This window comes from Synechococcus sp. UW69 (genome assembly GCF_900474185.1).
GTDB lineage: Bacteria > Cyanobacteriota > Cyanobacteriia > PCC-6307 > Cyanobiaceae > Parasynechococcus.
Genome location: NZ_UCNW01000008.1, coordinates 520770 through 545068 on the forward strand (window position 1 = coordinate 520770; position 24299 = coordinate 545068).

At 60.7% G+C, this 24299-nt stretch carries 25 protein-coding genes; 8 read left to right on the plus strand and 17 right to left on the minus strand.

Going from position 1 to position 24299, the window contains the following annotated elements:
* Window positions 1-32 precede the first annotated feature (32 nt).
* From DXY29_RS06535 to DXY29_RS06585, 11 genes are all read right to left on the minus strand, one after another.
* Window positions 33-1172, minus strand: a complete 1140-nt coding sequence (locus tag DXY29_RS06535) for a CO2 hydration protein (RefSeq protein ID WP_115023873.1) — start codon at window positions 1170-1172, stop codon at window positions 33-35.
* A complete protein-coding gene (locus DXY29_RS06540) occupies window positions 1169-2659 on the minus strand; it encodes an NADH-quinone oxidoreductase subunit M (protein WP_115023875.1) in 1491 nt (496 codons plus the stop codon). Before DXY29_RS06540 ends, DXY29_RS06535 begins: the two co-directional genes overlap by 4 nt.
* Window positions 2660-2669: 10 nt before the next feature.
* The gene (locus DXY29_RS06545) at window positions 2670-4514 is read right to left on the minus strand and encodes an NAD(P)H-quinone oxidoreductase subunit F (RefSeq protein ID WP_115023876.1); all 1845 of its coding nucleotides are present in this window, start codon (window positions 4512-4514) and stop codon (window positions 2670-2672) included.
* 111 nt (window positions 4515-4625) lie between these two features.
* Complete coding sequence (locus DXY29_RS13885; protein WP_115023878.1) at window positions 4626-5162, minus strand: BMC domain-containing protein; 537 nt, start codon at window positions 5160-5162, stop codon at window positions 4626-4628.
* A 53-nt stretch (window positions 5163-5215) separates the two neighbouring features.
* Complete coding sequence (locus DXY29_RS06555; protein WP_115023880.1) at window positions 5216-5467, minus strand: carboxysome peptide B; 252 nt, start codon at window positions 5465-5467, stop codon at window positions 5216-5218.
* Window positions 5467-5781 carry a carboxysome peptide A gene (locus tag DXY29_RS06560; protein ID WP_115023881.1) on the minus strand — a complete coding sequence of 105 codons (315 nt, stop codon included), beginning with the start codon at window positions 5779-5781 and terminating at the stop codon, window positions 5467-5469. The genes DXY29_RS06555 and DXY29_RS06560 overlap by 1 nt, the downstream gene beginning before the upstream one ends.
* Window positions 5782-5783: 2 nt before the next feature.
* Window positions 5784-7529, minus strand: coding sequence for a carboxysome shell carbonic anhydrase (locus DXY29_RS06565; protein WP_115023883.1), 1746 nt, complete (start codon window positions 7527-7529; stop codon window positions 5784-5786).
* A gap of 7 nt (window positions 7530-7536) precedes the next feature.
* On the minus strand, window positions 7537-9906 hold the full coding sequence (locus DXY29_RS06570) for a CsoS2 family carboxysome shell protein (protein ID WP_115023885.1): 2370 nt from the start codon (window positions 9904-9906) through the stop codon (window positions 7537-7539).
* A 101-nt stretch (window positions 9907-10007) separates the two neighbouring features.
* On the minus strand, window positions 10008-10349 hold the full coding sequence (locus DXY29_RS06575; RefSeq protein ID WP_115023886.1) for a ribulose bisphosphate carboxylase small subunit: 342 nt from the start codon (window positions 10347-10349) through the stop codon (window positions 10008-10010).
* A 59-nt stretch (window positions 10350-10408) separates the two neighbouring features.
* Window positions 10409-11824: a form I ribulose bisphosphate carboxylase large subunit gene (locus DXY29_RS06580; RefSeq protein WP_115023888.1), complete on the minus strand. Its 1416-nt coding sequence runs from the start codon at window positions 11822-11824 to the stop codon at window positions 10409-10411.
* 71 nt (window positions 11825-11895) lie between these two features.
* Complete coding sequence (locus tag DXY29_RS06585; protein ID WP_006169870.1) at window positions 11896-12207, minus strand: BMC domain-containing protein; 312 nt, start codon at window positions 12205-12207, stop codon at window positions 11896-11898.
* Between the two features lie 416 nt (window positions 12208-12623).
* Here DXY29_RS06585 and DXY29_RS06590 point away from each other — a divergent pair, with 416 nt between their 5' ends.
* Window positions 12624-13145 (plus strand): non-canonical purine NTP pyrophosphatase, encoded by a 522-nt coding sequence (locus tag DXY29_RS06590; RefSeq protein ID WP_244279349.1) that lies wholly within the window; start codon window positions 12624-12626, stop codon window positions 13143-13145.
* 25 nt (window positions 13146-13170) lie between these two features.
* Here DXY29_RS06590 and DXY29_RS06595 read toward each other — a convergent pair whose 3' ends face one another.
* Window positions 13171-13956 carry a BMC domain-containing protein gene (locus DXY29_RS06595; protein WP_115023891.1) on the minus strand — a complete coding sequence of 262 codons (786 nt, stop codon included), beginning with the start codon at window positions 13954-13956 and terminating at the stop codon, window positions 13171-13173.
* A 116-nt stretch (window positions 13957-14072) separates the two neighbouring features.
* Between DXY29_RS06595 and DXY29_RS06600 the strand changes: the two genes are divergently transcribed.
* The 4 genes from DXY29_RS06600 to bchL all read left to right on the plus strand — a co-directional run bounded on the left by DXY29_RS06600 (window position 14073) and on the right by bchL (window position 18459).
* Window positions 14073-14450, plus strand: coding sequence for a hypothetical protein (locus DXY29_RS06600; protein ID WP_115023893.1), 378 nt, complete (start codon window positions 14073-14075; stop codon window positions 14448-14450).
* 111 nt (window positions 14451-14561) lie between these two features.
* Window positions 14562-15839 (plus strand): ferredoxin:protochlorophyllide reductase (ATP-dependent) subunit N, encoded by a 1278-nt coding sequence (locus DXY29_RS06605; RefSeq protein WP_115023895.1) that lies wholly within the window; start codon window positions 14562-14564, stop codon window positions 15837-15839.
* Window positions 15840-15843: 4 nt separating this feature from the next.
* Window positions 15844-17418 (plus strand): ferredoxin:protochlorophyllide reductase (ATP-dependent) subunit B, encoded by a 1575-nt coding sequence (locus DXY29_RS06610; RefSeq protein WP_115023896.1) that lies wholly within the window; start codon window positions 15844-15846, stop codon window positions 17416-17418.
* A 150-nt stretch (window positions 17419-17568) separates the two neighbouring features.
* Entirely contained in the window at window positions 17569-18459 is an 891-nt protein-coding gene (gene bchL / locus DXY29_RS06615) for a ferredoxin:protochlorophyllide reductase (ATP-dependent) iron-sulfur ATP-binding protein (RefSeq protein WP_115023898.1), read from the plus strand.
* A gap of 218 nt (window positions 18460-18677) precedes the next feature.
* On the opposite strand, the gene DXY29_RS06620 is transcribed toward bchL, so the two are convergent.
* The 3 genes from DXY29_RS06620 to psaM all read right to left on the minus strand — a co-directional run bounded on the left by DXY29_RS06620 (window position 18678) and on the right by psaM (window position 20248).
* Window positions 18678-19631: a protochlorophyllide reductase gene (locus DXY29_RS06620; protein ID WP_115024327.1), complete on the minus strand. Its 954-nt coding sequence runs from the start codon at window positions 19629-19631 to the stop codon at window positions 18678-18680.
* A 69-nt stretch (window positions 19632-19700) separates the two neighbouring features.
* On the minus strand, window positions 19701-20003 hold the full coding sequence (locus DXY29_RS06625) for a hypothetical protein (protein WP_115024328.1): 303 nt from the start codon (window positions 20001-20003) through the stop codon (window positions 19701-19703).
* A gap of 140 nt (window positions 20004-20143) precedes the next feature.
* Window positions 20144-20248: a photosystem I reaction center subunit XII gene (psaM, locus tag DXY29_RS06630; protein ID WP_170951253.1), complete on the minus strand. Its 105-nt coding sequence runs from the start codon at window positions 20246-20248 to the stop codon at window positions 20144-20146.
* Window positions 20249-20331: 83 nt separating this feature from the next.
* On the opposite strand from psaM, the gene DXY29_RS06635 reads away from it, so the two are divergent.
* The gene (locus DXY29_RS06635; protein WP_115023902.1) at window positions 20332-20802 is read left to right on the plus strand and encodes a CRR6 family NdhI maturation factor; all 471 of its coding nucleotides are present in this window, start codon (window positions 20332-20334) and stop codon (window positions 20800-20802) included.
* A gap of 40 nt (window positions 20803-20842) precedes the next feature.
* On the opposite strand, the gene DXY29_RS06640 is transcribed toward DXY29_RS06635, so the two are convergent.
* Window positions 20843-21610, minus strand: coding sequence for a sulfite exporter TauE/SafE family protein (locus DXY29_RS06640; protein WP_115023903.1), 768 nt, complete (start codon window positions 21608-21610; stop codon window positions 20843-20845).
* A 12-nt stretch (window positions 21611-21622) separates the two neighbouring features.
* On the opposite strand from DXY29_RS06640, the gene DXY29_RS06645 reads away from it, so the two are divergent.
* Window positions 21623-22354 (plus strand): lipoate--protein ligase family protein, encoded by a 732-nt coding sequence (locus tag DXY29_RS06645; protein ID WP_244279335.1) that lies wholly within the window; start codon window positions 21623-21625, stop codon window positions 22352-22354.
* On the opposite strand, the gene DXY29_RS06650 is transcribed toward DXY29_RS06645, so the two are convergent.
* Window positions 22312-23562: a site-2 protease family protein gene (locus tag DXY29_RS06650; RefSeq protein WP_115024330.1), complete on the minus strand. Its 1251-nt coding sequence runs from the start codon at window positions 23560-23562 to the stop codon at window positions 22312-22314. The two genes, DXY29_RS06645 and DXY29_RS06650, sit on opposite strands and share 43 nt — an antisense overlap.
* Window positions 23563-23624: 62 nt before the next feature.
* Between DXY29_RS06650 and DXY29_RS06655 the strand changes: the two genes are divergently transcribed.
* Window positions 23625-24296 carry a phosphoribosylanthranilate isomerase gene (locus DXY29_RS06655; RefSeq protein WP_115023905.1) on the plus strand — a complete coding sequence of 224 codons (672 nt, stop codon included), beginning with the start codon at window positions 23625-23627 and terminating at the stop codon, window positions 24294-24296.
* The last annotated feature ends 3 nt before the right edge of the window (window positions 24297-24299 follow it).

The window sequence follows — 24299 nt, forward strand, 5'->3', positions numbered from 1 at the left end:
AGCCCCCCGATCAACCTGAACCTGTTGAAAACCTAGAGGAGCGCCACCCGCTGGCAGCCCATCAAGCGCCCGGCCCAGGACTCCGCATAGGCCCGATTGGCCGCCTGCTGCTCAGGATCATCGCTGTCGAGCGGATGGGGCATCGTTCCAGCGATGGCGGCATTGGTAACGCAGAACATCGACTTCTGGAAGCTGACGCAGATTTGCACATGCACATCGGTCTGCCCCCGACCGTGGTCGTCGTACCAGAGGCTTAGTTCCTCAGGCAGATGGCGGTACATATCCTGCATGCAGAGGCTTGGGGGAATCCCCGCACCCATGCTCGGAATCGGATCGGCGTAAAGGGCGCCGTACTTGAAATCACTGATGTCTGGTGAGATCTGACGTGCCTGGGCGTTGTACGACACCGTTCCCAAGAAGGGCATGCCTCGGAAGAAGACAGCCTCCACGTAGGGCACCGCCACATCCATCAGGAAGGTGAGGCCGGCTTCGGGCGGCAACACCCAGATCTCTTCACCGCCGATCGACACCTTGTATTCAATCGGGCTTCCCGCAGCCGCCACCAAACCGTCACGGATGTGATGCACCACATCGTTGACGCAGGTGACTTCCTTAATCGCATAACGGCGCGCCAGGTCGATGAAGATGTCACTCATCACCCGCCAAAACAAGCCGAGGCAGTAGATCGTGGTGAGCGAGCGAATGGCCTCAGGCGCGAAGTCGGGATAGAGGCGGTTGTTTAGAGCAAGTAGCGGATCTCGAGCCGACTTGCGCTTGATCACCCGCTGGCAGGCCTCTGCAAATTCGGGCGTGTCCAGGTAGGCATCAAGCCCCCCGGTGCCGTGCCAGAACATCGCCTTCTGGCAGTACTCGGCGTACTCAAAATTGATCCGGTCACCCAACAGGTGCTTCCAGAGGCGCTTGACGCTGAACCCCTCATGGAAAAAGCGGAACACCGGGAAGGGGTTGAGCATCTGCTTCTCGCCCTGGTCCACCAAGTTCTTGCTGTAAGCATCGAGAACCAGGCCGTAGCTCTCCAAGACATTGACCACCTGAAGCAGATGATCGGGGGTGTCTTTGAGCAGAGGCGTATCGCTGAGCAGCCGGCGGATCAGCTCCTCCTGAGCCGGTAAAACCGGGGGCTGAACGGGGGACACGGATGTCGGGGTCATGACAGATCTCCGGTGATCAGGCTGAGGCCCGTTGTCGCCGCTTCACTGAGGTTCGAAAGCAGCTCAGGAGCAAGGCCAAGCACCAGCACACCAAGGCTCAGGGCGATGGCCGGAAACTGCTCCCGCAACGCCACGGGGTTGAGGATACGGGGATTCACGACCTCGCCGGGGGCAATCGCTAGGCGACCGAAGAAGGCACGGTTGACCAGCAACAGGAAATACACAGCCGTTAGGCCTGATCCCACCATCGACAGCAACGTGGCCAGGGGGAAAGGTTGGAGACTGCCGCGGAAAATCAGGAATTCGGAGATGAAGCCCGCCATCCCCGGAATTCCGGCGCTCGCCATAACGCCAATGATCATCAGTGATCCGGTAAGGGGCAGGCCGCGCTGGGGATTCAACAGGCCACGGAGAACATTGAGGTCGCGGGTCCCGGTTTGGGCGTAGACGACACCCACCACGAGGAACAGCACCCCAGAGATCAGGCCATGGCTGACCATCTGGAAGAGAGCACCCATCAGGCCAAGCGGTGTGGCGGCGGCGGCGGCAAGCAGCACATATCCCATGTGGCCCACGGAGCTGTAAGCCACCATTCGCTTCATGTCGGTCTGGGCGATAGCCGCCAGGGATCCGTAAAGCACGGAAATTGCAGCCCATCCCGCTAACCATGGAGCAGCCATCTGCCAGGCTTCCGGGAACAAGCCGAGGCAGAAGCGGAGCAGACCGTAAGTTCCAAGCTTCAGGAGAACGCCAGCCAGGAGAACCGACACCGGCGTTGACGCCTCAGTGTGGGCGTCCGGAAGCCATGTGTGGAAAGGGAAGAGGGGAATTTTGATGCCAAAGCCGATCAGCAGAGCCCCCATGAGAATCAACTGGGCCGTCATGCCCAATTCACCAGCCAGGATGGGGCGAAGGCTGAAGTCCATGGTCCCGGTGACCAGGGCGATGCCGAGGAAAGCCCCCAAGATCAGAACCCCTGAGACCGCCGTCACGATCAAAAACTTGGTAGCGGCATAGGCACGATTGGCACCGCCCCAAACCGCGATCAGCATCCACAGCGGGATGAGTTCCAATTCGTAGAACAGGAAGAAGAGCAGCAGGTTCTGGGCCAAGAAGGCTCCATTCACGGCGCCGGAGATCACCAACAACAGGGCGAAATACACACGGGGGCGGTTCTCGATCGTGCGAGACGCGATGGCGGCCACCAGGCAAAGCACCCCATTCATCAGAACCAGCGGCAGTGACAGGCCATCCAGCGCCAGGGCGTAATCCAGGCCAATGGCATGCACCCAGCGGGCCTGTTCCACCAGCTGAAGGCCGGCATCGGCTGCGTCAAAGGGCAACAGCAGCGCAAAGCTCACCAGGCACTGAACCACCAGCACAACGATGGAGACATCACGCAAGCGTGCGCTCGATGGCGATCCTGGCCAAAGTATCAACACGAGGGCCCCGAGGAAGGGGATCAGGAGGAGAAGGGAAAGCAGCATCTCGAGGCGATCAGGTGAGGAACCAGCTCACCGCGGTGAGGAAGAGAACGATGGCCAGAAGCACCGTGAGCACATAGGACTGGCTCTGGCCGCTGACGCTGAGCTTGAGGCTGTCGGCGCTGGCCATGGAGAAACGAGCCACACCATTGAGCAGCCCATCTACAACATTTCGGTCGAACCAGGAGGCGAGCCGGGAGAAGCCAGCCACCACATTGACGATGGTGAGGCGATAGAAGCGCTCTGTATAAAAGTCGTAGGCCAAGAGGTCTTGCCACCAGCGCAGCAGAGGATTGAGCGAACGGGACCAGGCCTTGCTCAAGGGGAGCACCGCGCCGGCCAGCAGTCCCAGCAGGCCGCTTCCCACCACAAGCGCTGCTGCCCAGAGGGGGAAGGCCAGCAAACCATCGAGAGACTCAAGCCGCACCAGCAGCAGCGGCGTGATCAGCACAATCACGGTGAGCGCCACCATCGGCAGGGCCATCTGCCAGTTGACCTCAGCAGCCCGGCGGGACTTGATCAATGCATTGCCCATGAACACATGGCGGAACAGCCGCACCAGCCCAACGGCAGTGAGGGCATTGGTGAGCAAGAACACAGCCATGAACGGCACTGAGCGCACGCTCAGCAACTCGATCGACTGAGCAAGCGCCAGGAAACCACCCAGAGGAAGGAACCCGACCAGGCCGGCACCCCCCACCAGGAAGGCTGTGGTGGTGGCAGGCATCCGGCTGCCCAGACCACCCAGCTCCGTGATGTCCTGGCAGTTGGTGGAAGCAATCACCCCACCAATGCTCATCGACAGCAGAGCTTTGGAGACGGCATGGGTGAACAGGAGCAACAGGGCCAGCACCGGGATCTGCAGCGCAATGGCGATGAAGACCAGACCCATATGAGCAGTGGTGGAGTACGACAGCGTTCGTTTGATGTCGACCTGGGCCAGGGCCACCAGGGAGCCACCGATCGCACTGATGCTGCCGATCACGAGCATCACGCCGATAGCGATGGGAGAGAGCTGCAGGATCGGCATCACCTTCAACAGCACAATCGCGCCGCAGGTCACCACAACCGAATTGCGGAGAATCGAGGCGGGATTCGGGCCCTCCATGGCTTCGTCCAGCCAGAGGTGCATGGGGAACTGGGCACATTTGCCCGTTGGGCCTGCGACCAGACCCAGGCCTAACAACGTCGCCGCCAGCGGGGAGAGGGTGTCCTGGGCGGCCCAGGCATAGAGATCGTTGAACCCCATCACGCCGGAGTAGCTGCAGAGCGCCACCACACCCATCAGCAGCAGCACATCTCCAACGCGCTTGGTGAGGAAGGCATCCCGTGCGGCGGTCACCACAAGGGGTTGGGCATACCAGAAGCCCACCAACAGATAGGTGGAGAGCGTCAGCATCTCCAGCAGGAAATAGCTTTGGAACAGGGAGTCGCTGAGCACAACGCCGCTCATCGCCCCCTCAAAGAACCCGAGCAACGCAAAGAAACGGGCCAACGCCCATTCCTTATCCATGTATCCCAGGGAATACACCTGAGACAGCAGGCTGAGGCCCGTAATCAACTCGAGGGCCACCAGATTGGTGAGCGAAAGGCTGAAGCTGATATCCAGCTCCAGGTCGGCCACAGTGAGCCAAGGGAAGGCCAGATCCACTGGCCCTGATTGGTACACCTCCTGCAGGATCAGGCTTCCGTGAACGAAGGCCACCAGGGTCAGGAAAATATTCAGATACGCCGCCGGTCGATGCGCATCACGCCGGAACCAGCCACAAGCCCAGGGCAAAGAGACCAACATCCCGATGAACCCGTAGAGCGGGATCAACCAGGCGGTCTGCTGAGGTAGCGAAAGCTCCGGAGTCAAAACAGCGAGCGGGAAGATGATCGAGCTGGTCGCTAGATGGCCGGCGAATCTAAGAGCCGGTCATCAGCAAAAGAGCTCTTTGTGAACGGCAATGAGGTGGCTTTTTGTCCCTCAGCTACGGCGAGCTGCACCACTACCGGCCAACACCGGTTCCACTTCGTTGTGGGGGCGGGCAATGATGTGAGCAGCAACGAGGCCGTCACCGACCCGCTCGCAGGCATCAGCACCAGCACGCACAGCGGCATTCACGGCACCGGTTTCACCGCGCACCATCACCGTGACGTAACCACCACCCACATATTCACGGCAGATCAGGGTGACTTCCGCAGCCTTGGTCATCGCATCGGCTGCCTCAATGGCAGGAACCATCCCGCGGGTTTCGATCAAGCCCAAGGCCACACCGGGGACTTTGGGGGAAGGCGTCGCAGCGGGTTTAGCCACCGCCGATCTGCCACCTGAACCCGTGCTGGATCCACTGCTGCGGCGCGTCGTCGTGGTCGCGCGAGAAGTTGTTGTTGCAGGAGCAGCTTTGGCGGGGGTGGATGCTGCTGCAGAAGTGCTGGCCACTGGCTTCACATCCACGGTCTTGTTCGCCGCAGCAGAGGTGCGGGTGGTGCGACGACGGGGAGTGGGGGAAGGAGTAGCCATGGCTGTGAAGGTGTGGAAACGGAACGGAAACGGCGGAGGGAGATGGGTGGTCCCTATCCGTCCGGATTCCAGAAATCGATAATTCCACCGATGGTCAGATCGGTGAGGACGGTGTTGTCAGGGCAGGCATGCCGTGCCGCCGAACCGCTGGCGGTGAACACCCAGTTGCCCTCACGGGCACCAACGGGATCGACGGCCACCAGCTTCTTACCCTTGTTGTTGCGCAGAATGCGCAGATGCATGTGATCAAGCCCTGCAATCCTGTAGGAGCAGATCAACGTGCCCATCACCTGCATGATTTCCATCAGCTGGCTTTGCCTCCTGCAGGCTTGCTGCTAGGGCTGGGCGAAGGAGAGGGCGCCGCAGTCTTCGGCGGATCAGGCTCCCAGTGATCAATGATCCCCACAATGGTGAGGTCACTTGGGTACGACTTACTTCCGGCAGCTTCGCGGGCCGCTGAGCTGCTGACGCAGATCACCCAGTCGCCAGGTTTGGCACCGACAGCATCGACGGCCACCTTCTTGGTGCTGCCATCGAGAACCACTTGGAGATGTTTGTGCTCGAAATCGGGGATCCGGTTGGTGGAGACGAGCGGCTTGATGACCTTGACGATGAGCATGATCAGTGAGCCTCCGGAAGTTGCGGGTCGAGCGTGGAACCGACGACCTCGGCCGGAGCCGTCTGGTTACGGTCGCGAATGGTGAGACAAGTGTGGAGCAAACCCTCGTTGACGAGAGCTGCATAGCGATCGGCGATGGCCTGATTCACCCGTTGGCAATCAGCGATGGCCCGTTCTCGGGCTCCTGGGACACGGCCTGAGTAGTCGAAACGCACCACGATCGGAATCGGAAGATCCCGCGCCACATTCAGGCCCTTGAAAATTTTGACCCCCACATCGAGATCAGGAGCTCCCTCCTCAACCGTGTCGAGGTGGGCGAAATAGGTGAGGTTGCGCAGATGCACCTCCTTGAAACCGATACCAACGCCGATGAAACGCTCCGCGTGGCCAGCATCCGGATAGGGACCACCGTGCAGATCCTGCACGTAATCGATCTGGGAGATGTTGTTGGCGATCAATCGGGTCAGGAAGGCCACCATCCCCGCATCCATGGGGGCAGGTGCGGAGCTTTCGACGGCTTCAGCAATTTGAGCCATGGCCTGATCGGCAGTCATGGATGCCGTGGCTGCATGCAGTTCCCTGGCGCAAAGCCAACGGTCGAGCACCATTTCGCTGTCACGGCTCGGGGGATGAACACGGATCGCATCGGTGTCGGTGTCGAGGCCGATCAAGAGAAGATCAACGGAAGCACCGCAGCAGAAGCTGTTTTCCACCGACTCACGGAAATCCAGCAGTCGCTGATGACCAGCCGAAGCCGCCAATTCATCGTTGCTGCCATGGGCAGCGCAGCCCTGGTGGGAGGGGTCGAGGGAACTGAAGTGGTAAGTCACCACCTTCAGATAGCGGGTTGGTTCGGTGGAGGGATTCGGAGCGCCTTCGCGATAACGGCGATGCTCTGTTTTGACCCAACGATTCACCGTGTTTTCCACGTCAAACATGGCGCCGGCATGGGAGCGTCGACGCACAGCGCTGAAGGGAATGCGCAGGGCGTAGGCCACGGTGTGCGCAAGGCGCCCGTCAGCACAGGGGGTCAGATCAAGAAGATGAATGCCGCAGTCGAGCAGGAACTGTTCAAACTCTCTGGAGGCATCACTGCCAGTGGCTCCACTCAGGGGGTCGTCTTGGAAAAAGCGGTCGCTGAACAAGCGATGGCTTTCAAAAACACACCACGCGAACAGGGCGCGCATGTCGAGAGGACGCACCCAAGCCCTCTGAAGGATGTGATCCGGCAAGTCGAAACCGAGTTCTGACCTGCAAAGCCGTTGGGCCTGGGGAATGAAATCGGTTTCATGCTGCAACGCTGAAACCTGCTGAAGCAGGGGAACGATCCGATCGAAACGTCCCTTGATCTCTTCCTCATAGGCCTGCAGACGGCCATTGGCCGCTGCATCCGTGAGCGGATGACGCCGATGGGTGATCGGCAGTGAGCTACGACTCAGATTGAAAGGAACAGCCCGGGTGGCTGCTTTCTCGCGCCGCACCCAACCGGGCTGGGAGGGAGCAGGACGCTGAGCGTCGTTGCTGGAGCGAATCCGGCCTGCAGCGACCGAACCACGATCCAATTGCGCTGCTTTGCCAGAGGTTGTTAAGGCACGACGCCTTTGCAAAGCAGCCTGGCGGGTCGACGACTCCATATCCGGAGCCATCTCTGCAGGATCAGTGATGTTGGCCAGCTGCTGAAGCTGGAGACGGGTTGGAGCCGAGGGGGCCTGAGGTCGCCCGCCACGGAAAGGCTTGGAGCGAACCATCAATGAATCAGCCCCGTGCGCCGCCGGAGACGGTGATCAGGGACCCCTTCTCGGTGTTACCGCTGGAACCAGTGACCCGACTAACAGGCCATTCGGTCTCTTCATTGCGCTTGCGCTCAAAAGAGGACATGGCACTCATCGGACCAGGACGGCTGGGATTGCGACGGCGCGCCGATGCACCCTCTGTACCGGTCACATGCTCCCCACGATCCCAGTCATCGCCTGTGATCTTGGTGGAAGAGCCTTCACCGGTGACCCGCGATGCGGGCTTGTCAGTGGGCTCACTGATTACAGCAACGGTGGGCTGGAACTGACGTTGTTGCTGGCGGTTTTGGAACTCGCGGTTATCGAAGCGAAATTGCTCGGTACCGGTCACCTTGCCGCCAGCCATGTCAAAAGGGCCGGTGATGCGATTCCCCTCCTCGTAAGACGTGCCGGTTACACCGGAGCGTGCATCACGCTGCTGCTGAGCAGCGCGGGCGGGAGAAACAACACTGAAACGGGTCCAGGCAGCACCCTCAGGGGATTGACCGTGGGTGTCGGTGCCGGCAGGGGCATCAGCGCCACAGGCAGAAGCCAACTGATCAGCGCCGACATAAGGAGTGCCGGTCACCGCTTCACAAGCGCCGCGTTTATCCCCAGTCATGACACCGCCGACTCCGGGTTGAATCCCAGTCATCGCAGCGGAAGGGGTTCCGGGACGCACAGGGGTGCGCTCACGAATGGCTTGGACTGCGGGAGTACCGCAGTTTTGGCCGGCCTGCTCGAGGCCTGCATAAGGAGTTCCCGTTACTGCCTGGCAGCTACCGGGCTCGTCACCTGTGACGTGCTCCGAACGGCCGGTGCGGGTTCCGCTCACCACCTGGTTGCGGTTGGTGACACTGAAACCAACTTTGGCAGCTTCAGGCTCAGGCTTGCCGCCGCAAAAGGCATTGACCTGCTCAGCACTGATGTATTGATCACCTGTCACACGGTGGCAGGAGCCGAATTCATTACCGGTGACCTGGGAGGAGCGACCCACCAAAGTTCCAGTAACTCCCGTACCCGACAGGGTGCCGGACAAACCGACTTTGGCGGCCGGACGGCCTTCGGGGAGGGGATCAGAACCGAGGTATTGATCGCCCGTGAGGCTGCGGCTTGCACCGGCTTCGTCGCCGGTGACACTGGCGGAACGACCCACCATCACGCCACTGACGGGACGACCTTGTTCCGTGAGGCTGTGACCCACCTTGCGGGGGGAACTCACACCTCCACCGCAGTAAGCAGCAGACTGGTTGGCCGAGATGTACTCGGTGCCGGTCACGCTCTTGCAGGTGCCAGGCTCATCACCGGTGACCTTCTCAGAGCGACCCACTTCATTGCCTGTGACACGGTTGCCATGGCTGGTGGCCGTCACACGCACTTTGGCTGGCGTCGTGGCAGCCGGAGCGGTCTGACAGAAGGTCTGGAAGACTTCAGCCCCCAGATACTCCGTACCTGTGATCGATCGGCAGGTGCTGGCTTCGTTACCGGTGGTTTTGACCGAGCGGTTGGCCTGGGTGCCGGTCACTGTTTGACCAGCAGTGGTGGTGCTTTCACCAACTTTCCAATGGGCATCAGCGGCAGCAGCCTGCTTGGCGCCATGGCGGTTGGGACCGGTGGGGCGAGTAACACCGGCACTCTGCTTGTTGCGTGCACCGGCCTTGGTGCGCAACTCGCGCACCTGCTGGGCCAGCTCACGGCTGGTGAGATCAGGGTTGGCCTGACGGGCAACAGCAGCGGCACTGGTGGACTGCTTACCGGCGGTTTTGCCGTGCTTGGCCATGGCGTCGCGGCGGGCCAAGACGAGGGCGCGACTGGGATTCTCGATAGCGCGACGCTTAGGGGCCGATGCGCGACGTTCCGTGCGCACGGAAAGCTTGGGAGCTGATGCACTCAATGAGGTCAGTGCAGTCTTTTCGGCAGCGCGCTTGCCTCCGCAGCCACAGCTCTTGGTGGTTTCAGCGGGTGCAGGAGCTGGAGCAGCTTTGGTTTGACGGGCCAAATCAGCGCGGTTGCGATCGCGGCTGGTGTCTGCGGTTTTGCCGCGACGGGACAGGGCCTCACGGCGTGCAAGCACCAGATCACGACTGGCATCGCGATGGGGCTTGACCTGTGAAGTGCGCCTGGAAGGAGCAGCTGTGAACGAAGTTGTTCGCTGCGGAGCTACAGCAGCGGAAACAACAGGTGCGGAAGCAGGTTCAGCAACTGCAGCCACGTTCGTGCGGGTGGGACGGGCGTCATCAACGGTGCGAACACGGTTGGCGCCAGTACCAGCTGCCGCTGAGGACTTCTTACCGGAAGTGGTCAGCGCCTTACGGCGTTCTAATGCGAGTTCGCGACTGGAGAGTCTTGCCATGTCCGCCCGAGGGAGTCGTCGTGAGGTGGAAGGGCACTTGCCCCTCCGAAAAAAGCTGGAGCCCTGATCAGGTCAGGGCTCAGAACCATGGGTCCGAAGGATCAGCGTCCTTCGAAGACCACGAAGCAGGCACCCTGGCTCTGGGTGTAGGCGTCGTAACCGACGATGCGCACGTGGTGATCGGGGTATGCGCGGTGGCAAGCCTCGAGCTCACTGACGACAACGTTCAGATCCTTCTCACCGAAGAAGGGGAGCTTCCAATAAGACCAATAGATGGCCATGGAGTTGCTGGGATGGACGTGCTCAACGAGCGGGCTCCAACCCTGGGCAATGATGTACGCGATCTGGTCGTAGATCTCGTCCTGGGTCATCGGCGGGAGGAAGCCGAAGGTCTCCAGGGTGGCGACTGTTTGATAGTCACCCACGGTGCTCTGGAAAGGCATGGGGATCCTGGGTTTAAGAAAAAGGGGTGGCCGGTTGCATCAACCGGCCGAAGAAACGATCAGTTCTGAACGTCGAGCTTGTCGACGGTGTCGAACTCGAACTTGATCTCCTTCCAGGTCTCGAGAGCGATGGCCAGCTCAGGGCTGTGCTTACCGGCTTCCATGAGGATGTCCCGGCTTTCCTTCTCGATCTCGCGACCGGCATTGCGTGCCTTGACGCAGGCCTCGAGGGCCACACGGTTGGCAGCAGCACCAGCAGCGGAGCCCCAGGGGTGACCGTGGGTACCACCACCGAACTGCAGCACGGAGTCGTCACCGAAAATGGCGACCAGTGCGGGCATGTGCCAGACGTGGATACCGCCGGAAGCAACGGCGAACACACCAGGCATGGAACCCCAGTCCTGATCGAAGAAGTTGCCGCGGCTGCGGTCTTCGGGCACGAAGGATTCGCGCAGCTGGTCGATGTAGCCGAGGGTGGTCTGACGATCACCTTCCAGCTTGCCGACCACGGTGCCGGTGTGGAGCTGGTCACCACCAGACAGACGCAGACACTTGGCGAGAACGCGGAAGTGAATGCCGTGCTTGGGATGACGGTCGATCACCGCGTGCATGGCGCGGTGGATGTGCAAGAGCATGCCGTTCTTGCGGCACCACTTCGACAGACCGGTGTTGGCTGTGAAGCCACCGGTGATGAAGTCGTGCATGACGATAGGCATACCGAGTTCTTTGGCGAACTCAGCGCGCTCGTACATCTCTTCGGGAGTGTTGGCAGTCACGTTGAGGTAGTGACCCTTGCGCTCACCGGTCTCCTGCTCGGACAGCTTGATGGCTTCCGCAACGAATTCGAAGCGGTTCTGCCAACGCTGGAAGGGCTGGGAGTTGATGTTCTCGTCGTCCTTGGTGAAGTCCAGACCGCCGCGCAGGCACTCATAGACAACACGGCCGTAGTTCTTACCGCTCAGGCCGAGCTTCGGCTTGATGGTGCAACCCAGCAGGGGACGGCCGTACTTGTTCATCCGGTCGCGCTCGACCTGGATGCCGTTCGGCGGGCCGTAGCAGCTCTTGATGAACGCCATCGGGAAGCGGATGTCTTCCAGACGGAGGTGGCGGAGAGCCTTGAAACCGAAGACGTTGCCGACCAGGGAGGTCAGAACGTTGGTGATGGAACCCTCTTCGAACAGGTCGAGGGGGTAAGCGATGAAGGCATAGAAAGACTCCTTGTCACCAGGGACGTCTTCGATGCGGTAGCAACGGCCCTTGTAGAAGTCGAGATCGGTGAGGAGCTCGGACCACACAGTGGACCAGGTGCCGGTGGAGGATTCAGCGGCCACAGCAGCGGCAACTTCTTCCTTGGGCACACCTTCTTGGCCGGTGCACTTGAAGCAGGCCAGCAGGTCGGTGTCGAGGGGGACGTAATCAGGAGTCCAGTAGGTATCCCTGTACTCCTTGACCCCAGCGTCGTACTTCTTGCTCATGGGAAAACTCCGTTAGGTCGGTGAAGAGGGTGAGACGTTCGCGTGCCTCGTCAGAGGCTCAGCGGAAGATCTCAGTCCTTCTGACCAAGGAAGTTGCCGTTGCCCAGTGCAGGCTCCACTTCGCGGTGGGGGCGGGCAATGATGTGAGCAGCAACCAGGCCGTCACCGACGCGCTCGCAAGCATCAGCGCCAGCACGCACTGCAGCGTTCACAGCACCGGTTTCGCCGCGCACCAGAACGGTGACGTAACCGCCACCGACGAACTCGCGACCAATCAGGCGCACTTCGGCAGCCTTGGTCATGGCATCAGCTGCCTCGATGGCGGGGACCAGACCGCGGGTCTCGATCATGCCGAGGGCGATGCCCATGGTTTCGTTAGCCATTGCCTACCGGGAAAAGAGGTGGAATGTTCGCTCGGGACATTGCTTTGCCGGAACCCTTCCCGTCAAGCGATTCGGAAGACTTTCTTGATCACTGTCCATAGTGAACTAAATAAGCTGGGCTTATCACGCAGTGCCTCACTGTTCCGGTCTGCTGTGGTGGTTCCTGTGATCACATCCGCACAAGTCGTTGTCGAGCGTGGTGAAACTCCATAGCTTCACGCTGCAACACGTTCCCAAAGCCTTGCTGAGGGGTGGAATGTTCAACCCAAATGCGTGTTGCTCGGTCGAATCCAGAGATTTTTAAGTCCTACCCCCCAATCAGCCCGCACAATGGAGGCCCTCATTTGTCGGCCCCCTTGTCGCTTCAGCTCACCATTGCCACGGGTAACCCCACCAAGGTTGCTGAAATTGAGGCCATGCTGGGTCCGCTTCCCATCCACGTTCAGCGTCAACCCGATGATCTGGATGTTGAGGAAACGGGAAGCACCTACCGGGAAAACGCCGAGCTGAAGGCCACCGCAGCAGCACTGCGAACTCAAGGTTGGGCGCTTGCAGACGATTCCGGGCTTGAAGTTGATGCACTCCAGTGCGCGCCTGGCCTGTTTTCCGCCCGATACGCCGAAGGCAACGACGCCAAAGTGCAGAGAATCCTTGCGGAGCTTGGCCCGTCCCTTTATCGCAGCGCCTGCTTCCGCAGCACGATGGTGCTGAGCGACCCCACAGGGACGTGCCGAGCGGCGGCAGAGGGCATTTGCTGGGGTGAGCTCCTCAGCGCACCGGCCTACCCAGGTGGCGGCTTTGAATCCTTGCTCTGGGTGCGTGAAGCCCGTTGCACCTATGGCGAACTGAACCCGGCACAACTCAGCCGACTGGGCAGTCGTGGCAAAGCAGCACGAGCTCTGGCACCTCAATTACGCCAACTTCTTGACCTGAACTGAGTTCAACGATCAGCGAGCAGAGCGATCAGCGCAATCGTGCGTTGCGGTTGACATGGTCGATGGCGCGCATCGCTGCTGCCGCCGCTTCCTCAACATCACCTTCACGCCCCGCCAGGGTGAGGCGTCCAAAGGCACCCACAGCTTTCACGTCCACCAAAGTGATATTCGAGGATTTTTCAGCCTCATTGGCAGCAATCAGCACATACCCCGCCGGCTCAGTCTCCAGGATGAACATGCTCATCCCGGCCTCAATCATGGAACCGCGTCGGTTGAGGCGGTTAATCAACACGGCGTGGTCCGGCGTAATTGCTCGAATGACTTCGGTCCAGCTCACCTCTGCTGGAGAACGCTGCTCAATCGTGCTGCCAATCGCTTCCAGCACCACATCTCCGGAATGGAGAACAGTGCTCTGGTCGCGGTGATAAAGGGCCATCGAACCAAAAGCCCGCTCCACCACCATCTGGCCGAGGCGAACATTGCTGGCTTTCAGAGCAATGTCGGTGACGCGGTGAACCGCCATGCCCGGAGAAACCTCCATCCAGAGGCAGGCGTCTCCAGGAATGGGCAGGAATCCTTGACTCACCGACCCCATGTAGGCCGCAAGTTGAGGTTGCAGCGAGTCGATGAACACGTGGGTGCGCAGTTCGATCGACTGCACTTGGCTGTTTTGGCGAAGCAGCCGGGGAGACTCAGAATCCGTCGTGACAACACAACTTGCCCCTCCCTGCTGGGAGGTCACCTCAGTCCCGGTGACGAGAGCACTACCGCCGCGTCGCCGCTCCCGAGCATCGAAGCTGGCAAAACGGGTCATGGCGGGGAGTGTACCGGACGAATCCGGGGCAAACGGGCCCTCAAAGAGTTAGAGCCAGCGGTCTTGCACCTTGAAAGACAGCCGATACCGTCCAGAAAACCTCTCGAGATCCTGCAATGACTGAGCAGTCTTCTTTAAAACCAGTTGATCTCAACGCTGATCAAGCCCTTGGGATGGTGAGCTTCGGCCTGATGCAACGCCTCGCGCAGGATGGGCAGGTGGATCTGCCCTGGCTGGAGGCATCAGGCAATCAAGACAGAGATCGTCTGCGTCAGCTGCGTCAACGCCTAGAGCTGACTGCATTGGCCATCGAAACAGGTGCCCCCCTGACCACGGCTGAAGTGAGCATGCTTCTTGGCGCCCGACCGGGAACGGAACGGGCAGAACGCGGCGGCCTCGTTGCCCGTCGGGTCAGCCGCAACGTTTGGCGTTTGAGCAAAACAGAGGAGAGCGACCGTTCAGAGCGTTACGACGGATTCCGCCGCCGCCTTTGATCGCAAAGCAAGCTCTGTCGGCCAGGCCTGATCCCGAAGAGTTTGCGCTGGGTTTGGCATCCAAGCCCCAATCTTTTGCAGCTTGAGGGGCGAACGTCGCATGGAGCGGCCATGGCCGGGCCCACCCTGTTAAAGGAATCAGGACCACGGGAGGTGTTCTGTGGACTGACCTCGATCGTATGGCTACATCGGCGCATGCCCGATGCCTTCTTTCTGGTGGTGGGATCCCGCACCTGCGCCCATCTGATCCAGAGCGCCGCTGGGGTGATGATTTTTGCCGAACCCCGTTTCGGCACCGCGATTCTCAACGAACGGGACCTGGCCGGCCTCGCCGATGCCCACGACGAACTAGATCGCGTCTGCAAGGAACTGCTGCAACGCCGTCCCGAGATCCGCACGCTGTTTCTGGTGGGTTCTTGCCCCAGCGAAGTGATCAAGCTGGATCTAGCCCGGGCCGCCGAACGGCTGAACGACGAGCTCTCCGGCCGAGTGAGGGTGGTGAATTACTCCGGGAGCGGCATTGAAACCACCTTTACCCAGGGAGAAGACGGGGCGCTGGCGGCGCTGATTCCGCTCCTCCCCGCTAGCGACGAGCGGCAGTTGCTACTGGTGGGCACCCTCGCCGATGCGGTGGAAGACAGGCTGATTCATCTGTTCCAGCGGATGGGCATCGAGACAATTCACAGCCTGCCTCCGCGGCAATCGACTGACCTGCCTGGGGTGGGAGCGGGAACCACGGTGCTACTCACCCAACCCTTTCTCACCGAAACCGCCCGCTTGCTGAGCGATCGCGGCGCCACAGTTCTCACGGCCCCATTTCCCCTGGGAGCCGAAGGCAGTCGCCGTTGGATGGAGGCTGCTGCCAATGCCTTCCATCTCCCGGACGAGCGGATCGCCGCAGTGCTCGATCCGTTGATGGAACGGGCCCAAAGCGCCCTGGCCCGCCACCGCGCCGTGCTGGAGGGCAAGCGGATCTTTCTTCTCCCCGAATCCCAACTCGAACTGCCCCTAGCCCGGTTCCTGCAACGCGAATGCGGCATGGAGTTGGTGGAGGTGGGAACGCCTTATCTGAACCGTGAACAGATGGCCGCTGAGCTGGCCTTGCTCCCCGACGACACACCGGTGATGGAGGGGCAGCACGTGGAGCAACAGCTGGACCGGGTGCGCGCCAGCCAACCGGACCTTGTTGTCTGTGGCATGGGCCTCGCCAATCCGCTCGAGGCCGAAGGCATCGCCACCAAATGGTCGATCGAATTGGTGTTCAGCCCGATTCACGGCATCGACCAAGCCGGAGACCTGGCGGAACTGTTTTCCAGACCGTTGCGTCGCCGGCAAATGATTCGACCCGGCCTACATCCGAGCAACCCCGACCAAACCGTGCACGCCTGATCCCATGCAACTAACGCTCTGGACCTATGAAGGGCCACCCCATGTGGGGGCCATGCGTATCGCCGCCTCGATGCACGGCGTGCACTACGTGCTCCATGCCCCCCAGGGGGACACCTACGCCGACCTGCTGTTCACGATGATTGAGCGGCGCGGGCAACGTCCGCCGGTCACCTACACCACTTTCCAGGCCCGAGATCTCGGGGGTGACACCGCAGAACTGGTGAAACGGCATGTGCGCGAAGCCGTGGACCGCTTCCAACCCGATGCCCTGCTGGTGGGTGAGAGTTGCACCGCGGAGTTGATTCAGGATCAACCGGGCGCCCTGGCCCAGGGCATGGATCTAACCATGCCGGTAGTGAATCTTGAGCTGCCGGCCTACAGCAAGAAGGAGAACTGGGGAGCTGCGGAGACCTTCTATCAATTAATCCGCAACCTGCTCAAAGCGCAGGCCCCCACAGACATCAACCATGACCCCCAGGCATGGAAAGAGGAGGGCCGTCGACCCCGGGTGAACCTGCTGGGGCCGTCTCTGCTCGGTTTCCGCTGCCGCGACGACGTGCTGGAGGTGCAGAAGCTGCTCACCTTGCACGGCATCGATGTGGGCGTGGTGGCACCGCTCGGTGCGGGGGTGGACGATCTGAAGCGCATCCCCGATGCCGATCTGAACGTTTGCCTCTATCCGGAGGTAGCCGAATCCACCTGCAGCTGGCTGGAGCGCAACTTCGGCATGCCCTTCAGTCGAACGGTACCGATCGGTGTGGGCGCCACCCACGATTTCCTCGTCGAAGTGCACACCCTGCTGGGGCTCGAGGCACCCGCTGCTGACGAGGGCTACAAACGCTCACGCTTGCCTTGGTATTCGGAGTCTGTGGACTCCACTTATCTCACCGGCAAGCGGGTGTTCATTTTCGGCGACGGCAGCCATGCCATTGCAGCAGCACGGATCTGCAGCCAAGAACTGGGCTTCAGCGTTGTGGGGCTGGGAACCTACAGCCGGGAGATGGCCAGGCCCGTCCGGGCGGCCGCCAAGGCCCTGGGCCTGGAGGCCTTGATCTGTGACGACTACCTAGAAGTGGAAGCCGCCATGGCCGAGGCAGCGCCAGAACTGGTGCTCGGAACACAAATGGAACGACACAGCGCCAAGCGGCTGGGGATTCCCTGCTCCGTGATCAGCACGCCGATGCATGTTCAAGACGTGCCGGCCCGGATGAGCCCCCAAATGGGCTGGGAAGGGGCAAACGTGATCTTCGACGACTGGGTGCATCCGCTGATGATGGGACTAGAGGAACACCTGATCGGAATGTTCCGCCACGACTTCGAATTCGTGGATGGCCACCAGAGCCATTTGGGCCATGCCGGTGGTGCCGGAGCAGCAGACATTTCCGCATTGAGCGACGTCCCGGAGGACGGCCAAGATTGTCTGCAATGGACAGCCGATGGGGAAGCCGAACTGAAGAAGATCCCCTTCTTCGTACGGGGCAAGGTGCGTCGCAACACCGAGGCTTACGCCCGCGATGTGGGCTGCCGGGAGATCAGCAGCGAAACGCTCTATGACGCCAAAGCCCACTTCAAGGCATGAGCAATTGCACTCATTTCTTTTTATTTAATTGAAAGAAATTCTGCTCTTGCCACCTAGCCAAGGGCCAGATCTTTCATTTCTTAGTGAAAACCAACCACTGCACATCTGCTGCTGTTGAATGAAAATGACTTCTCTTGCACAGGTCGCTGAATGACCACGACTCTGACGCGACCGGCGGACGGCGAAGGCAGTGTTCAGGTCCACCAGGACCCAGCACTGGACATCCAGGAGGAGACCCTGGTGATTGCCGTCTACGGCAAAGGTGGGATCGGCAAATCCACTACCTCATCAAACCTGTCAGCCGCCTTCTCAAAACTGGGCAAGCGGGTGCTTCAGATCGGCTGCGACCCTAAACACGACAGCACCTTCACCCTCACCCACAAGATGGTGCCGACGGTGATCGACATCCTCGAGGAGGTGGACTTCCACAGCGAAGAGCTGCGACCGGAGGATTTCGTCTTCACTGGCTTCAATGGTGTGCAGTGCGTTGAGAGTGGTGGCCCGCCAGCAGGAACTGGCTGCGGCGGTTACGTCACCGGACAGACCGTGAAGCTGCTCAAGGAGCATCACCTTCTGGAAGACACCGATGTGGTGATCTTCGATGTACTCGGCGATGTGGTGTGTGGTGGCTTTGCCGCCCCGCTGCAACACGCCAACTACTGCCTGATCGTGACGGCCAACGATTTCGATTCGATCTTCGCGATGAATCGCATCGTTCAGGCGATTCAGGCCAAAGCCAAGAACTACAAGGTGAGGCTGGGCGGCGTCGTCGCGAACCGCTCTGCTGACACTGATCAGATCGACAAGTTCAACGAACGCACCGGCCTGCGCACCATGGCCCATTTCAGGGATGTGGATGCAATTCGTCGGTCGAGGCTGAAGAAATGCACCATCTTTGAAATGGATGATGACGATGAGGCAGTGGAAGCTGTGCGCAATGAATACCTGCGGTTAGCCCAGAACATGCTCGACAAGGTGGAGCCCCTGGAGGCCGTATCCCTCAAAGACCGCGAAATCTTCGACCTGCTGGGCTTCGACTGAAGAGATTATTTCTGCGTCCTGGAGCAATAAAACCAGCCCAACTTGGCCATTTAACTTCAGCCCTTCCTGGAGTGTGATCCTGAATGTGATTGCACTCCAGAGAAATAAATCGAATATCTAGGCAACGACCACCTCAATCAAACCACCGCTTCGAGGCTCATCGCCTGGATAGAGAGCCGATACGAGCAAGCAAGCTTTTAGCCCCCTGCTAATCAGGCTCAGGCCAAACCCACCAAGGCCATGGACAACTCCCACACCCGCCGGGCCGTCTCCGGATCGGTGGCCTTGTCGGATAGTTCCTGGCTGAACTGCTGACCATCCTTCTTCTGGCGGTTGCCCCAGCTCCAGTGCACACCGGAATCAGCAAAGTCGGGATTGGCCACCACATCTGCCACCCGTTCTCCGGCTAAAGCCTGGGAGACGTAGCCGCCAGTGATGTTCTTCTGGAACCAGGGGAAGATCGTCTGAAAGGCCTTGGGCGTGTTGCGGAACAACGGGGTATCCGCCACGCAGCCGGGGTAGAGCGAGGTGAAGGTGATTCCCGTGTCTCCGTGCAGGCGGCGGTGCAGCTCCTGGGTGGTGATCATGTTGCAGAGCTTGCTGTCTTTGTAAGCCTTGCCAGGCTTGAACGGCTTGCCACTGGCCATGGCGATGGGGTCTTTGAAACCGCCCTCAAACCCGGAGAGATCCCCCAGATCCGCCGGCGCAGGGATGGGAATCTTGCCTCCCAGTTCCTTGGAGTTGGCGGTCACAGTGCCCAGGATCACCACCCGCTTGGAGGGGTGGGTGGACGTCTTGAGCCGACCCAACAGCAGCTGCACCAGCAGGAAATGACCAAAGTGGTTGGTGGCCATCGAGATCTCGTACCCCTGGGGAGAGCGCTCCGGCTGCTTCAGTTTCGGTTTGTAGACCGCCGCATTGCAGACCAAGGCATCCAACCGCTCGGGCAAGGCATCAACCGCTCGGCGCACACTGTCGAGATCACCCAGATCCATCAACACGTGCTGAAGCCGCTCCTTGGGGAGGTCCAGTTCATCAGCGGCAGCCGCTGCTCGCTGCGGACTGCGATTGGCAGTGATCACCGTCCAGCCCCGCTTCACCAGAGCGCGCGTGGCATTCAGGCCGACACCTGATGTGGTGCCGGTGATCAGAACGGTGCCGGGCGTGGACATCAAGACAGAGCCAGGAAGGATGTCAGTCTGCCGGTCAGCACTCAATCTCAACGCCGCTGGTCACGAATCTCAGCGCCAGATCACACGTAAGCGATTGGGGCCGATCCACTGATCCTGCTCGCTGATCAGGCGCTTCTCTCCTCCAATACTGAACAGACGATCAAACCGCTGCTGCAGCGTGTCCAATTTGGCCGTCTCGATGGACACCACTGCCGAAATTTCACTGTGACGGTCCATCCGTTCCTGATAGGCCACCGACAAGCGGATCAAGCTCACACAGCCCAACAAAACAAGACCTGCCTTGGCAGCCAGGGCGAGAAGGCTGCACTGCAGTTCTTGTTGGTCGGTCTGTCGCTGAATTGCTGCAGCCATGGTGGCTGCATCCGTGCGGGGAGCTGAACTTTGAGCCTGACTGGCGGTCACCGCATCAGCACGAACATCCGCTTTTAACGCAATCCGTTGACGGTGCCAAGACCAGCTCCACGCCCGTTGATATCACGAGCCGATTGAAATCAGGCTTCGTAGAGGCTGATGGAGAGACGCAGGGCCAGAACAGCGGCATGGGCAGCCACCACGAGGGCAATGAACACCTCAGGTGCAGAGAGAAGGGTTTCCATGGGAACCATGCATCAAACGCTCCCATTCTTCTCCGAGGGAGGGGCTGCAGGCCATCATTCGCAAAGGCCTGTCACACCAGCCCATGGATTCGGTTCTGATCGATGCCCCTGCAATCCGGTCGTTGGATCTGCGGCCGCTGGAGATCTGGAGCGATCAGCCGCTGAACACACTGCTCGGCCAAGGGCCAGTGCTCGAGCTCCGTTTCGACTGGCCCCGAGCCCAGGATGACCCGCGCGAACTACCGGAATGTCCGGAACCTCGCCTCTGGGCCCTGCGGGCGGATGCACGGTTCCCTTGGCTGCCACTGTTGCTTGAACGCGACCAGGGCAGCCTGATCCGCCATGTCGCCCTGGTGGTGCCCCACAGTTTCAGCCGCAGCGAAGGCCTGCGTTTTGATCCTGAGGCCTTGGAGCTCTGGGTGACGCATCGCTTGATGCTGCTGGACGACCTCTGCCAACAGCAGCTGGGACGGCCGATGCGAGGCAACCTCTCCCAGATGGCCGCAGCCCTGGGTTATGAGCTCGATGCAGGGTTCTGGTCATTACTGAACTGAACTGAACTGAACTGAACTGAACTGTTGAACAGTTGGCCATTCAGCTCAGCAAGAGCTGCAGGGCCCGCCTTGAGCTGTCGATCGCCAGGATGATGGCGAGAGCCTTCAGGCAGCGAACCAAAAGAGCTGCGTCAAATTGATCGAGACGGCTGGCTGCCCATTGGGCGGCAATGGCCGCCACCCCACCCAGCAGCAACCCCATCAGAGGAACCCCGCGGCCCTCATGCAGGAACTGCAGAGACGCTGCGCTGGCTGAACAGAGCACCGCTACCGTGCTGAGCCGCACAGCCTGATGAATCGGCACGGATAACGGACCGCTCATCAGCGGCACCATCACCAGCCCCCCGCCTAGGCCCAACATCCCGGCGGTCCAGCCGGCGATGCAACCCACACCAGCCAACTGCGGTGCGCTGCTGTCATCGACGTCCTCGCTTGCATCTTCCTCGGCCCGTTCCCGAACGCAGAACGCCAGCACGATGTACATCAATGTCTGCATCGCCAACAGCATCCATCCCGCCGCAAAGCCAGCCAGGCCACCGAACAACAGGGCCGAGCCAAAGGCCGCCAAGCCGATGGCGAGCCCGGGCCGTGTCGGTACCCGCCCTTGGCGCAGGTGAGTGATGGTGCCCGCCAGCGCCGTGGGCACAATGGCGAAACTGCTCGTGGCCAGGGCCTGATGGGGCGGGAGATCGAGCCAAAGCAGGAGCGGCGCAAAGATCAACCCGCCGCCAATGCCCAGCAGGCCGGCCAGCCCCCCCGCCAGCAGACCGAGGGCAATCAAGATCGGCACATCCCACCAGGGCACCATGGCGTGCGATCGATGCTTCCTTCCAGCATGCCCGCAACCGGGCGCCTGCTTCCCACCCAGCAAGCAGATGGACACACCCAGATGGCCTTGGATGCCTGGCTTCTGAAGCGGAGCAATGGTCCGGCGCTGCGTTTTTACCGCTGGGATGGGCCCTGGCTCTCACTTGGACGCCATCAACGCCAATGGCCTGAGCACTGGAATGATTTAGCCCGTCGCGGCCGCCTCAGCCTGGTGCGACGTCCCAGCGGCGGTCGGGCAGTGCTCCATGCCGGCGGTCTCACCTACGCCTTGATCTGGCCTGATGCACCACGACGTCGCCAGGAGGCCTACCGCCAGGCCTGTCAGTGGTTGGTTGATGGCTTCAAGGGACTCGGTCTTCCGCTGCACTTCGGATCAGACCCGGCTGGAGCCGAAGCCAGCAACTGTTTCGCCAGTGCAACGGTGGCCGACCTGGTGGATGGATCCGGAGTCAAACGGGTCGGCAGCGCCCAGCGCTGGCAGAACGGTCGTCTGCTTCAGCACGGAGAAATCCTGCTGGATCCGCCCGCCGACCTTTGGTCCGAGGTGTTTGGGGAAGCGGCACCGGCAGTAGCCCCGACGCAGATCAGCCGACTGGATCTGGATCAGCAGCTGCGCCAGAGCATGATTCAGTCGTGGCCTGACTTCTGTTGGCAAATGCAGCCCCTGAACACCAAAGAAGTTCAGGAGTTGGACGACGAACTGGCGTCCTGGTCGGAGCTCTGAGCCTGCATCGTCTGGACCATTTGAGGGAGCATCGCCAGCCCCAGGGGATAGCCATTGCGCTTGCGCGCCTCCTCAAGGATCGCGGAGGGGAGGCTCACCCCAAGACGCTTCAGCACCGCATCCCCCACATCCATACGATCGAGAGTGCCGGAGGGAAGCCCCGCAGCACTCATCACCAGAAGGCGTCCCTGGGATGCCTTCTCAACGGCCGGCACCGCTTCCACCAGAGAGGCGGAACACACGATTGAGGGCAGTTGAGAGAGGGGGCGCAGATGATCCTCGAGTCGCTGCTGGTCCCATTGCTGCACCGGCAAGAGCTTCAATGGCTGATCGTCAATCCAGCCCACCCAACGACCGCTCTTGCAGACGAGCACCCAATTGGCGGGTCCCTCCCCCTCGCTGGCGGTTAGCCGCAGCTGGCTGAGGCGCCGCAACGTCTGATCCGCCTCCAGCACGCGAAAGCGTCGGCCCGCTGCGGCCTCCACCTTCAACTCCCGCAGCACGTTCTGCAACTGCAGCATCTGGGTCTGACTGCGGTTGGCACTCAGCCCGAACCAGCCGATCAACATCAACAGGATCCCGTTGATCCCCCAGCCCTGCCAGAGCAGGACACCGCCCATCAGAATCATCAAAATCGACAACGCACGACCGGACGCCGACGCCACCTGAACGCCCTTCTGCTGACTGCCACTGATCTGCCAGACCAGGGCCTTCAGGATCAGCCCGCCATCGAGAGGAAGACCTGGCAGGAGATTGAACAGACCCAGCATCAAGTTGAGCAACCCCACCTGGCTCAACAGCTGCGTCGCCAAGGGCTGGGTGTCTGAGAGAGCTGCAGCACCCACCAGCATCCCGAAGGCCAGCAAAAGGCTGACAATCGGGCCAGCAGCAGCAATGCGCAGATTCCCCATCGCTGTGGGGCATTCCTTCTCAACCCGGGCGATACCGCCCAGATGAAACAGGGTGATGCTCAAGACCTTCACCCCTTCCCGCAGGGCCATCAGGGCATGACCCAGCTCATGCAGCAGAACGGAGCTAAACAGCAGCAAGGTTGTTAGAAAAGCCAGACCCCAGCTGGCTGTTCCCGAGGTCGTGGCGGCATATCGAGATTGGAACAACGTGGTGAAGATCGCCACAGCGAACAACCAGCTGGGCTGGAGCCGCAGTGGAATTCCGCCGATCTTGAGCAACTGCCAGCCCTCTCCCACCGCCAATTCCGTCGTGTGCCGCTGTCGCGGGCTGTCATCCACGATCCTAGGGAGAGCAATCGATGCAGCCCTTGCGTGATCCCCGCCCCACTCCAGACCTCAAGATCTGTGGGATCACCGACCTTGAGCAAGCACTCGCCATTGCGCGCATGGGCGTACAGGCGATTGGCGTGATCGGCGTTGAAGACACGCCGCGCTACGTCGAACCATCCCAACGCAGGGCCTTGTTCAGTGTGCTCGAGCAGCAGCATCCGCCACTGCATCGGGTTTGGGTTGTCGCAGATCCCGACGATGCGGCTCTTGAGGAAGCGCTGAGCGGTGCAGGCCAGCCCTCCGTGGTGCAGCTCCACGGCAGCGAATCAAGCGATCGCTGCCGGATCTTGAAACAGCGCTATCCCCAGCAGCAGTGGTGGAAAGCGTTGCGGGTGCGCGAGCCCGACGATCTCAAGCAGCTCGAGCACTACGACACCCATGTGGACGCCTTGCTCCTCGATGCCTGGAGCTCCGATCAACTGGGCGGCACCGGCCACCGGTTGCCCCTCGATTGGCTCAGTGAGACCGAGCTATCAGTGCCGTGGTGGTTGGCCGGGGGCGTGAGTGCGGAGTGGGTTCCAGAACTGCTCAGCAGAGTGAACCCTCAAGGTCTGGATGCCTCGAGCCGACTCGAAGAACGACCTGGATGGAAAAACCTCGACAAGGTTCAGGCCCTTGTCGAGGCAGTACATCAGGGTTGATTC

Bases quoted from the DNA above. Each gene is read 5' to 3' on its own strand.
- DXY29_RS06535 (WP_115023873.1), bottom strand. From the start codon at position 1,172: ATGACCCCGACATCCGTGTCCCCCGTTCAGCCCCCGGTTTTACCGGCT.
- DXY29_RS06540 (WP_115023875.1), bottom strand. From the start codon at position 2,659: ATGCTGCTTTCCCTTCTCCTCCTGATCCCCTTCCTCGGGGCCCTCGTG.
- DXY29_RS13885 (WP_115023878.1), bottom strand. From the start codon at position 5,162: ATGGCTACTCCTTCCCCCACTCCCCGTCGTCGCACCACCCGCACCTCT.
- DXY29_RS06555 (WP_115023880.1), bottom strand. From the start codon at position 5,467: ATGGAAATCATGCAGGTGATGGGCACGTTGATCTGCTCCTACAGGATT.
- DXY29_RS06560 (WP_115023881.1), bottom strand. From the start codon at position 5,781: ATGCTCATCGTCAAGGTCATCAAGCCGCTCGTCTCCACCAACCGGATC.
- DXY29_RS06565 (WP_115023883.1), bottom strand. From the start codon at position 7,529: ATGGTTCGCTCCAAGCCTTTCCGTGGCGGGCGACCTCAGGCCCCCTCG.
- DXY29_RS06570 (WP_115023885.1), bottom strand. From the start codon at position 9,906: ATGGCAAGACTCTCCAGTCGCGAACTCGCATTAGAACGCCGTAAGGCG.
- DXY29_RS06575 (WP_115023886.1), bottom strand. From the start codon at position 10,349: ATGCCTTTCCAGAGCACCGTGGGTGACTATCAAACAGTCGCCACCCTG.
- DXY29_RS06580 (WP_115023888.1), bottom strand. From the start codon at position 11,824: ATGAGCAAGAAGTACGACGCTGGGGTCAAGGAGTACAGGGATACCTAC.
- DXY29_RS06585 (WP_006169870.1), bottom strand. From the start codon at position 12,207: ATGGCTAACGAAACCATGGGCATCGCCCTCGGCATGATCGAGACCCGC.
- DXY29_RS06590 (WP_244279349.1), top strand. From the start codon at position 12,624: ATGCTGGGTCCGCTTCCCATCCACGTTCAGCGTCAACCCGATGATCTG.
- DXY29_RS06595 (WP_115023891.1), bottom strand. From the start codon at position 13,956: ATGACCCGTTTTGCCAGCTTCGATGCTCGGGAGCGGCGACGCGGCGGT.
- DXY29_RS06600 (WP_115023893.1), top strand. From the start codon at position 14,073: ATGACTGAGCAGTCTTCTTTAAAACCAGTTGATCTCAACGCTGATCAA.
- DXY29_RS06605 (WP_115023895.1), top strand. From the start codon at position 14,562: ATGGCCGGGCCCACCCTGTTAAAGGAATCAGGACCACGGGAGGTGTTC.
- DXY29_RS06610 (WP_115023896.1), top strand. From the start codon at position 15,844: ATGCAACTAACGCTCTGGACCTATGAAGGGCCACCCCATGTGGGGGCC.
- bchL (WP_115023898.1), top strand. From the start codon at position 17,569: ATGACCACGACTCTGACGCGACCGGCGGACGGCGAAGGCAGTGTTCAG.
- DXY29_RS06620 (WP_115024327.1), bottom strand. From the start codon at position 19,631: ATGTCCACGCCCGGCACCGTTCTGATCACCGGCACCACATCAGGTGTC.
- DXY29_RS06625 (WP_115024328.1), bottom strand. From the start codon at position 20,003: ATGGCTGCAGCAATTCAGCGACAGACCGACCAACAAGAACTGCAGTGC.
- psaM (WP_170951253.1), bottom strand. From the start codon at position 20,248: ATGGAAACCCTTCTCTCTGCACCTGAGGTGTTCATTGCCCTCGTGGTG.
- DXY29_RS06635 (WP_115023902.1), top strand. From the start codon at position 20,332: ATGGATTCGGTTCTGATCGATGCCCCTGCAATCCGGTCGTTGGATCTG.
- DXY29_RS06640 (WP_115023903.1), bottom strand. From the start codon at position 21,610: ATGGTGCCCTGGTGGGATGTGCCGATCTTGATTGCCCTCGGTCTGCTG.
- DXY29_RS06645 (WP_244279335.1), top strand. From the start codon at position 21,623: ATGCTTCCTTCCAGCATGCCCGCAACCGGGCGCCTGCTTCCCACCCAG.
- DXY29_RS06655 (WP_115023905.1), top strand. From the start codon at position 23,625: ATGCAGCCCTTGCGTGATCCCCGCCCCACTCCAGACCTCAAGATCTGT.